The 6864-nt window shown below is 53.0% G+C and carries 5 protein-coding genes; 1 reads left to right on the forward strand and 4 read right to left on the reverse strand.

Annotated elements, in window-relative coordinates:
• Positions 1-779: 779 nt before the first annotated feature.
• The 3 genes from RY831_RS32450 to RY831_RS32460 form a co-directional block, all read right to left on the reverse strand.
• Positions 780-1805, reverse strand: a complete 1026-nt coding sequence (locus RY831_RS32450; RefSeq protein WP_326510425.1) for an IS110 family RNA-guided transposase — start codon at positions 1803-1805, stop codon at positions 780-782.
• Between the two features lie 214 nt (positions 1806-2019).
• The gene (locus tag RY831_RS32455) at positions 2020-3456 is read right to left on the reverse strand and encodes a diguanylate cyclase (protein ID WP_326510426.1); all 1437 of its coding nucleotides are present in this window, start codon (positions 3454-3456) and stop codon (positions 2020-2022) included.
• A gap of 592 nt (positions 3457-4048) precedes the next feature.
• The gene (locus RY831_RS32460) at positions 4049-5416 is read right to left on the reverse strand and encodes a RodZ family helix-turn-helix domain-containing protein (protein ID WP_326510427.1); all 1368 of its coding nucleotides are present in this window, start codon (positions 5414-5416) and stop codon (positions 4049-4051) included.
• 328 nt (positions 5417-5744) lie between these two features.
• Here RY831_RS32460 and RY831_RS32465 point away from each other — a divergent pair, with 328 nt between their 5' ends.
• The gene (locus tag RY831_RS32465; RefSeq protein ID WP_326510428.1) at positions 5745-6167 is read left to right on the forward strand and encodes a hypothetical protein; all 423 of its coding nucleotides are present in this window, start codon (positions 5745-5747) and stop codon (positions 6165-6167) included.
• Between the two features lie 24 nt (positions 6168-6191).
• Here the strand turns inward: RY831_RS32465 and RY831_RS32470 are convergent, their stop codons facing one another.
• Positions 6192-6488: a hypothetical protein gene (locus tag RY831_RS32470; protein ID WP_326510429.1), complete on the reverse strand. Its 297-nt coding sequence runs from the start codon at positions 6486-6488 to the stop codon at positions 6192-6194.
• Positions 6489-6864 lie beyond the last annotated feature (376 nt).

A 6864-nucleotide genomic window follows, 5' to 3' on the forward strand; every position in this document is an offset into this window, starting at 1 on the left:
TGCGCCCGAGAGACTATGACAGTTATTTCAAAGGAAGGTTTTGCACTATTGTTGCGGGGGTGCTGACACGCGCTTGTGCAACGACGCCGTCAATGCGTTCCATAATAATTCGAGCGATATCGATCTTGTCACAAGGGTCAATGACCAATTTCTCATCCTTTGGCGCGTCGTTACGCCGAGTCTGGCAGGGAAATGAACGATCCACCAACCTATGCCTGCATCGGCACAAAGAAAAAAGCCCGCAGTCCTTGCGGAAGTTGCGGGCGAATCCAATTCAAGAAGAGTTGGAGGAGACAGGGACATAGTACCGGTGTACAACACTATTGTCTTCTTTCGATTGCGAATGACAGACATTCGAAAAACGTATAACATCCATAATAAATCTATGGTCACCCTCCTTTTCGCAAGGGTAGATTTTGGGTGTTGTGGTTGGCTNGGGACATAGTACCGGTGTACAACACTATTGTCTTCTTTCGATTGCGAATGACAGACATTCGAAAAACGTATAACATCCATAATAAATCTATGGTCACCCTCCTTTTCGCAAGGGTAGATTTTGGGTGTTGTGGTTGGCTTGCCTAAATCTATCCGGCGTCACAAACAGGGAATTTTTCCCCGCGCCACGATGAGAGTCGCGCCTGAAATTCCTAAAAAGCCCAACGGCCTCAGGGGCCAACTTTTTGTCGAGGTTGTCTTTCAGGCCGTTATGCCGTTCACGTCATCCAATTTCTACGGTCGCAAAACCAGGTGGGTTCTTCGCTTAACTTAACGCTTGTCTTTTAGGCCGCTATGGGCGCCTGATTAAGACGGAATTCAGTATGCCGAAAGGCTAGAGACCAAACCGTACGCGCATATTTGTTAGCCAATGCACAGGCCACGACATTGCAATGCTTTCGGGTTAACATTTTCCGCACCCAGTCCGACATCACTCCGGTTTGCTTATCTAATCGCTGCATGTATGATCTGGCACATTGCACCAAGAGACGTCGTAGGGTCTTGTTGCCTCGTTTGCTAATCCCGAGCAGATTGGCGCGTCCACCAGTACTGTATTGGCGTGGTACCAATCCTAATGACGCGGCGAAGTCTCTCCCGCAGCCATACTGTTTGCCATCACCAAGCTCAGCTGATAAAAGGCTGGCAGTAATTGGCCCTATACCAGGCACTACTAACAGACGCTGCCCTAGGTCATCTTCACGTAATTGCCTCACCAGTTCCTTCTCCACTTCGGCGATCTGCTCTACAAGATATTTGTAATGCATATGCAGGTGAGTAAGGACGGATACTAGCCGGGCTGGCAGGGAGTGTTCTGCCAGCACGGAAGGAAGTTGCTTAATGGCCGCTGGGCCGACCGGAAGACTAATTCCAAACTCCAGCAGGAACGCGTGGATTTGGTTCGATGCCTTCACCCGATCGCGCACGAGCGACTCTCTTACACGATGCAGCGCACTGAGGATCTGTTGCGCTTCGGTTCTTGGCGTAACGAATCGCATGTTGGGACGAGACGCAGCCTCACAAATTGCTTCTGCGTCGATAAAGTCATTCTTGTTCCCCTTTACAAAGGGGCGAACAAACTGAGGATTGATGAGTTTGACTTCATGCCCGAACGCAAACAATTGGCGTGCCATATAGTGGGCACCTGCACAAGCTTCCATGACGACAGTACAGGGGCGAAACGTGGCTAGAAAGGTGATGAGCTGCTTGCGGGTGCACTTTTTACGCAAAATTGCTTTACCACGCGCGTCCTGTCCATGGATATGGAAAGAATGTTTACCTAGGTCAATCCCGATAAGTGCGACGCCGTCCATGATGATCTCCTCTCGAGTAAAAACACCCTATCAGGGTAGTCGCTGATAGGGTGGAGGGTGACCATCTCATTAGCCCACAGCACAATGTACTGTGGGCTTTCACGAGTCTCCTGCCGTCCTCTTTGGGACTGGATTTTTATACTGCGCAGCGATTCTCTATCAATTTCCCGGTTTTGTCATTGGGCAGTGCAATATGGCTAAGGCCGGTTTGCGTTCAAAATCTCGACTGCTCGAGTTGATTGCGCCCTTGCGCCTTTGCCAGGTACAACGCCCTATCCGCCGCATTGACGAGATCCATTCCGGATTTGATGGCACCCTGCCCATTCGCATGGGACGCCAATCCGATGGAGACCGTCACCTTGAACGACGTATCCGCATCCACCGTGTGATGGAAGGACGCAATAGTTTCCCGGATCCGATTCAACACCTTCGCCGCCGCGTCCCCTGGTGTACCTGGGAACAGCAGCACAAACTCTTCGCCGCCATATCGCGCAAAGATATCGCCGTTACGGATTTGGGACTGGATGACGCGTGTCACCGACTGCAAGGCGGCGTCGCCCACTGCATGGCCATAGGTGTCATTGATGCGCTTGAAGTAATCGAGATCGAGCATCGCGACCGCCAATGGCCAACCATGCCGCATTGCGAGTTCAAATTCCTTGCTGAGCGCATCGTCAAAGTAAGCCCGGTTGTGTGCACCGGTCAATGCGTCACGCAGTGCACGTTCCTCCATTTCACGAGACTGGCGCAGATTGGCAATGAAGATCAGCTCCTTGGCTTCCGCGACCAGCGCGTCCGCTTGTGAGGCCTCCACCAGCGGTGTGTCGAAGAGATCTTCGACTTCCTTTACGCCTTCGCGCATGCCATCAATAATGTCGGTGAATGCTTGCGCCTCCATCCCAAGCCACCGAGCAGCGGCATTGGTGGCACGAAGCGTCACCACGGGATCCGTCGGTTTCATAAAAACGTCGGCCAGATAGCCGGATACGGCGACACAGCTGTTCGAATTCACGGCAATTTCGCCGTTTGGCTCGATATGACTGGTCAGGCATGACACCGCGAGGTGATCCGGCAAATGCCAGCGTTTGAGCAGCCAGTATCCGACTTCATCGTGGCCGGAGCCGAACGCTGTGCGTTCTGCCTGTAATAGCTGGTCGTGATCTGCCGCTTCTGCGGTGGCTTGCGTATAGTTCTCCGCACATGCGGTTTGCATGGCGAGGATGCCGATATCCTGCAGCAGACCAGCCAGCAGCAAGTCGTCAGCTGGTAGCTTGAAATGCTTCGCCAACACTCGGCATGCCAGTGCAGACAGGATGGAGCGCTGCCAGAATAACTGCGCTTCACTGCTCTGACGGGAAGATTTCAGCCCTCCCACCAGGGAAAACGACAGCGCAATGGTAATCGCCGCATGTGTACCTAGAAGACTAATCGCTTGCCGCACATTGCTGGCTGATCGGCGCGAGTTATACAGGGGTGAGTTAGCCACCTTGAGCATCTTGGTGGCCAATGCCGCGTCGAACGCCACGGCATCGGCAATTTGCGTCAGGCTGGCATTTGGACTGTTGGCTAATTCAATGATGCGCACCGCGGTCGACGGCGGGGTCGGCAGCGAGGTGCAAATCCTGAGCCTGCGGATTAACTCTTCATTCATGGACGGCGAAGTGTCAAAAGATGGGCGATTGTAGCAGGTGGCAATATAAAACTGGCAACAGGCTTATCATAGGGACGAGATCAGCTCAGCTCGATGCACAACGTATGGTACGCAAAGTTACCGCTTGTGTTCCGTCAAATTCGATGTATGCTAAATCACGCGGCACGGATAAAGAAGAACGTATAACGGAGGCACGCATGTCAGTTCATCTGGAAAGATGCAGTAATGCTTTATGCCGGCGACTCTATGAAGTCGAGCACTTCAGTCCTTGTTTTGGACGCGGCGGCATGCGTACGGGAGTTATCGAATGTCCGTATTGTGCGTCAACGGTAAGCGCCAAACCTTCGCTTGTCTATGTCTGTCGCGCCGTACCAAAGCTTTGGGAGGGATGGTCCGAAGAAGATGTTTCAGAACCGATGTCTTACCGGCCATCCGTTCCTGCGTCCACTCAATCGCGAGTCGCTCCCTGATTAGATAGAGACCGATGCGATGCGAGGTTTGGCCTGAGTAATTACCGAGGCGTAGTATCACTGCGGCTGCAAGCGCTGTGTCAGAACGCACCGGCAGCCGCGCTTCGTACTAGCGCCTGAGATTATGGAGCAGGCTTTGGTCGACGGAATTGCTTTTTCTTCGGAAAGCCTGTCCCCTGTCCCTTGCCATTGGGGCTACCCTGTTTGCGTGGCCATCGAGGCTGCTCGTTGACGGTGCTGGGATTGGATAACCAGGCATTGAGTTGTTCACGTACCTGGCTGATCCCGCCAATGACACGCAAATATCGGTTCCTGAACGTCTTTCGCAGGTACTCGTCTGCGGGCGCAGGAATATCTTCCCGCAACCCCATCATGCGCTGACAGCTACGCAATGATGGTGCCGTACGAAGCTCTTCCAGCGGAACCACTTTCAATTCCAGTTGCGGGAAGTACTGCTGCAGGTCTTCAAAGTCCCGTGGACTGGTGCCGATCAGGGCAATCATGGGTTTGAATGCACTGTTGGCGGAAGGCGGCAGCTTCGGATCGAACAATGGTTGCACATCCGCTTCTGCATGTTCACCGTCTTCCTCATCGTACGCATGGCTTGAGACGATCGAAGGCTCTGCGGTCATCCCGGGCCCATCCTGAAATGAGGGCCGGCTATACGAAGGTTTGCCCTGCGGTTCGTGTCTGCGCGGCTGTTCTCGCGAGGCAGACTGGCTTACCCCACTGAACGCTGCCTGGAACGACGACGACACTGCCTGACTACCGCCCTGCTCCATCATTTTACTGACCAACGCGCTTGCCAGCTCCTGGCAGAACATGGAAACGAACGGACGCGCCATCTCGATGAAATCACCGGTGGCTGGCGGCAAAGGCGATTGAACTGCCTGAGCGCGAACCTTTGGATGTTCAATGTGACTCTGGCGAGGCGCTGCCTGTCGCGCATTGTTCCTATGGCCTTGAGCCAGTTGTGTTCCTGTATCGGTTGGGACAGCACTGACCGGTTGCTCTTCGACGCGTGGCGCCATCGGCGAAGGTTCATCGCCGGCAGTATCCTTTGATTCCGCTGGTATCGGCGCAGTCGGTTGGGCATCGACAGGCGCTATCTGTTTAGCGGCTTTACGGGAAGTTCGCGGCTTTGGTTCATCCGCTGTGACAGCAGCAGTTGCAACCGGAGTGGCACTGGACTGGTCTGATTTGGAAAACAGGTCGTCCTGTGCAGCGTCCCTGACCTTCTGCAAGATGCCGTGGAGACGCTGCCGGATTGCCTGAAAACCCTGCGAGATGGAAATCAGCTTGCGATGCCGATCTTCCGGCAAACACTCCTGCGCCAGGAATACGTCCTTGGCTTTGACTTCTTCCAGCTGAGCTGACTGCAATAGTTCAGGACCCTTGATGTCAAGGAGCCGCCTGGCGATCAATTCCCATTCTTCTTCTGTCCATTTGATGACGGCAGGAGCAGCGACCGGTTCTGGTTTACGAGGCATGAATTCTCAGTATGAAGTGCAAAGATTCAACGAATAAGGCTGTTTCGCCCTGACTGAACGCGTTCAACACACCGATGGCGGGCGTTACGCTACCCATGCGGCATGGAAGGCTTAATTAAGTTCCTTATCGCCATCAAGATGATGTTCGTTGGCTGATGGACCAAGAAAGCTGCCCAACGCAAATCGGCCGGACGGAATCCGGAGACATGCACTTGGGTGGTCAGGTAAACGAATGCTGCAAGAATAGCACGTTCGTGCTCGGAAAGAGAGTCGGGTACGATAAACTTGTAAGGATAGATATGTTATACAACAACAATAAGAGAGCGACATGCCCAATGAAAAGCCGAATGTTCTGGTAGCCGAAGTACCTGGTGTCATTCCCATCGTCCAGGAGGCTTGGGGAGAGTGCTTCGCTTTAAATTTTTGTACTTCAATGCATGAAGCGACGAAGCGGCTTGATGATGGAGCTGATGTGATCGTCTGCGGCACACATTTCGACGAAAGCAGCATGTTCGATCTGCTGCGGCTGGCTAAATCGCTACCAAGGGTGCGAGCCGTACCTTTTCTGTGTGTACGTGTTCTGGATGGCGAGCTGGACAATACAGCGTTTCAGGGGATCAGCATTGCGTGCTGTGCACTAGGCGCTGCCGGCTTCGTTGATTTGAACCGGTGGCGCCGGGAGCATGGATTCGTTCAGGCGCGTGAGATGTTACGTGACCTTGTATTCACATTAGCTGCAGGTCCTGATTGAGTGCCCTGCCGCGCTGACTGCTGGCTAGCCGCCATATTGAGTAATGAGTTCCTTTGCTTGCAGCAGCAAATCGTCACGTACCGGATCAGGCTTGTCACCGGTCGCCATCTTGATATACCCCGTCAGGTCGCGAACCAGTTTGACAAAGGCCGTTCTTTCAGCGGTCAAGCAATCAGGGTCTTGCGATTCAAGTTGTGCGATCAGGCTGAGGACTGAGAGGGGATCAACGACTTCGCAATAAGCAACGTGCCAATCAGCATGCTGGTCAGCGGCTTCCAATGCTTGTTGGCAGGCGATTTTGAGGGCGTCGAGAGTAGGCATCTAGCTATGGATTTTTCACAGTTTTGTCATATTTCAGTGTACCATCCGGCGCGTAGTACCTAAAAAATCCAAGACAAGAGACCGCGAGAGAGACTGACAATAAGCCCGTTCGGCACATCGTCGAGCGGGCTTATTCATTGGCGATATCACCATTAGTTATATCTCTTATAACAACAATAAAGAGGACAACTATGGTGCGTCGCAGTATAGTAACACCTGTCTCCTCCAACTCTCCAAGAATTGGATTGAACCCGCAAGCTTCGGCCTGCGGGTTTTTTTTCGTCTATGGCATGCGCTTGACCTGATATAGAAATTTGTAGCCACTGCTCTGGTTAGTCTTCCAGTTCAAGCACTCTGATTTTGCCATCGTTGCCGG

The sequence above is a fragment of the Noviherbaspirillum album genome, from assembly GCF_035916955.1.
GTDB classification, from domain to species: Bacteria; Pseudomonadota; Gammaproteobacteria; order Burkholderiales; family Burkholderiaceae_D; genus Noviherbaspirillum; species Noviherbaspirillum album.

Excerpts from the sequence above, each read along its gene's own strand:
- RY831_RS32470 (WP_326510429.1), bottom strand. The coding sequence starts at position 6,488 with ATGCCTACTCTCGACGCCCTCAAAATCGCCTGCCAACAAGCATTGGAA.
- RY831_RS32455 (WP_326510426.1), bottom strand. The coding sequence starts at position 3,456 with ATGAATGAAGAGTTAATCCGCAGGCTCAGGATTTGCACCTCGCTGCCG.
- RY831_RS32460 (WP_326510427.1), bottom strand. The coding sequence starts at position 5,416 with ATGCCTCGTAAACCAGAACCGGTCGCTGCTCCTGCCGTCATCAAATGG.
- RY831_RS32465 (WP_326510428.1), top strand. The coding sequence starts at position 5,745 with ATGCCCAATGAAAAGCCGAATGTTCTGGTAGCCGAAGTACCTGGTGTC.
- RY831_RS32450 (WP_326510425.1), bottom strand. The coding sequence starts at position 1,805 with ATGGACGGCGTCGCACTTATCGGGATTGACCTAGGTAAACATTCTTTC.